Annotated in this window: 2 protein-coding genes and 1 pseudogene; all 3 read right to left on the minus strand. The window is 64.4% G+C overall.

Going from position 1 to position 2,367, the window contains the following annotated elements:
- The coding region (locus GPT33_RS18760; RefSeq protein WP_296812175.1) for a pyruvate kinase at window positions 1–866 on the minus strand (866 nt) is incomplete at its 3' end.
- Window positions 867–1,049: 183 nt separating this feature from the next.
- Entirely contained in the window at window positions 1,050–1,820 is a 771-nt protein-coding gene (locus GPT33_RS18765) for a hypothetical protein (RefSeq protein ID WP_296812178.1), read from the minus strand.
- A 35-nt stretch (window positions 1,821–1,855) separates the two neighbouring features.
- A pseudogene (locus GPT33_RS18770) lies at window positions 1,856–2,367 on the minus strand (substrate-binding domain-containing protein); the annotation flags it as partial.

Here is a 2,367-nt window from a genome sequence, read left to right on the forward strand (position 1 = left end):
ATGTGATCGCCGACGGCAAGGCTCTCGAGCAGATCGCCCTCGATCCGGAGGGCAAAGGGAATATCGCCGGGGGTCGGCTCGGCCGCAGACGCCGGGGTCAACCAAATACGAGCCGGCCTGGCGATGCAGCCGAAGACATCGCGATCGGGTGCCAATCGCTTCACCCGCCCGCTCGCCCGAATGGCGCCCGTGCGGAGCTTAGGACCGGCCAAGTCGGCCTGCACGCGGCAGCTACGCCCGACCAATCGTTCGGCACGACGCAAGTTCTCCACCATCGCGAGCCAGGCATCCGGACCGTCGTGGGCGCAGTTGATGCGCATGACATCCATCCCGGCGATGAGAAGATCCTGCACCAGTTGTGCATCCGAGGCGGCTTCGCTCGGCATGGTGACCATGATGCGAACGAATCGGTCGCGGGGCTCGGGACCCAGAAGCGCACGGGTGTGATCCCGAAGCAACAAGGGTCCGGAACGGAAATCCACCGGCGGCTCCGGCGCCGGACCGAGATCCTTGCCGCTGAGCTGTTCCAGGATGGTCATCACCGAGTTGAGGCTCGCCAGGGCATGGGGCTCCAGCACGCCGAGCGAAGAGAGTCCCAGGGCACCTAGGTCTTGTTGCAGACTGCGGATGTCGTGCTGACGAATGCTGAGATAGTGAAGGAAGTTGCGTGCGCTGTTGCGATGGCCGGGCTCGATCTTCTCGATCTCGGCGGCATAAGCGCGTTCGAATTCGACGGCGCCTTCGCGCAGTGCGGCGAGCTGCGCGATTGGCCTTTCCAACTGTCGCGATGTCGGTGTCGTGGTCATGGGTCGAGTACCTGCGAGCTTGATGTTGGCCGCACGCTGACGGCCGAATCCCGGAAACATAGGGCAGTCTTGTTACGGTTGTGTGATCGTGCCGCGACATAGGAGCCGCCGCGTTGGCACCGATCAGGTCTGATCCGAAGAGGGTGTCTTCACCTGCGGGATTCCCTCGATCCGAATCGGCGGAGCGACGTGTGCGGGTTTCGGTCGTCCCCGGGGGCCGAGCGCGACCTTCGGCCGGGATCGTCAGGCGGCAGGGACAAGATACTCGGGCGCGCCGTTGCCTTTCAGGAGGCGTGCGAGACGCTTTTTGAGCTTCGGCATCGTGATCAGCATGCCGAGGCTGTGTTTGCGGGCGTCCTTGACCAGCGTGGAGGGGTCGAAATAGGCCTTCGCATTCGCAACGGACAGGACGAAGGGTGGTTTGCCTTCGCGCGCCAGCAGGTAGCTCATCATCAGGGAACCGGTGCGGTGGTTGCCTTCGATGTAGAGCTGGGGCCGACTGAGGATATAGACGTAGACACCGGCCGCGCGAAACCAGACGTTGTCGTCCCGGTGATGCGCAAGCCACTCCATCAGGCCGCCGATGCCGGCGCCTTCCTGCGCGTAGAAGTGCTGCTCGGTCGAGGTGATGTGCATGGAGAACTCCCGGCGCCTTTCATCATCCTGTCCGCAGAGCACGCAGGTGTTGAGCTCCAGAAGCCATTGCGAGTATCCGACCTCGAAGGGGTCGAGCCCGCTCGCCAAGGCGTCGTCGACCATTCGGTAGCCGTCCATCATGTTCCGGCGGACCATGTCGGTCATCGGATCCCGGGGTGTGCTCAGGGTCCGGTTGATGCGATCGAAATCGGCCTGTACGGCGCGCAGAGACGCCTCGATCGCCTGCAGGTTTAAACGCATGGGTTCCATGTCGCGATCGTCGGACGGATGGCGCTCGGCCGCGTCGGCACGGGTACCGAGGGTTGCGGGAGAAGGCCGAGGTGCGGGGTAAGCGACTCGGGCCGACGAAGGATCCATCCCTGGATCGAGCGGCTCGGCCGTTGCGGTTCGGCCTATCGGATGGTTTCCAGGGCGCGTGACGCTGCGGAGACGATGTTGGCCGGAAGCGGGATGTAGCCCAACTCCTCGGCGATCGGTTGTCCGGTGTTCAGGGCCCAAGTCACCGCGGCCTTCAGCGCCGCCGCCTTCTCGGGCTCCGGATAGGCTCCATAGAGCAAGAGCCACGACAGACTGACGACGGGGTAGGCATCCGGCGCCTCCGGATCGGGAACGAAGAGCCGCAGGTCCTCGGGCATGCGGACCTCGGCCGCCGCCTCGAGGGTGCGGCGCCCGCTCTCGGCGTCCGGTCTGACGAAGTTGCCGGCCTTGTTCTGCAGGGTGGCGATCGGAAGTCCAAGACGGCTCGCGAAATAGTATTCGATGTAGCCGATCGAGCCATGGCTGATCTTGATCTTGTGCGCGACCCCTTCGTTGCCGTTGCCGGTCATGGCCCCGCCGGGCCATTCCATGAGAGTTCCGGTCCCCGGACCCTCGTTGAGCCAAGCCGGGCTGATGGTGCTCAGAT

Origin of the sequence: Thiocapsa sp. (assembly GCF_011390875.1) — a bacterium.
GTDB lineage: Bacteria > Pseudomonadota > Gammaproteobacteria > Chromatiales > Chromatiaceae > Thiocapsa.

Bases quoted from the DNA above. Each gene is read 5' to 3' on its own strand.
- GPT33_RS18765 (WP_296812178.1), bottom strand. From the start codon at position 1,820: ATGGATCCTTCGTCGGCCCGAGTCGCTTACCCCGCACCTCGGCCTTCT.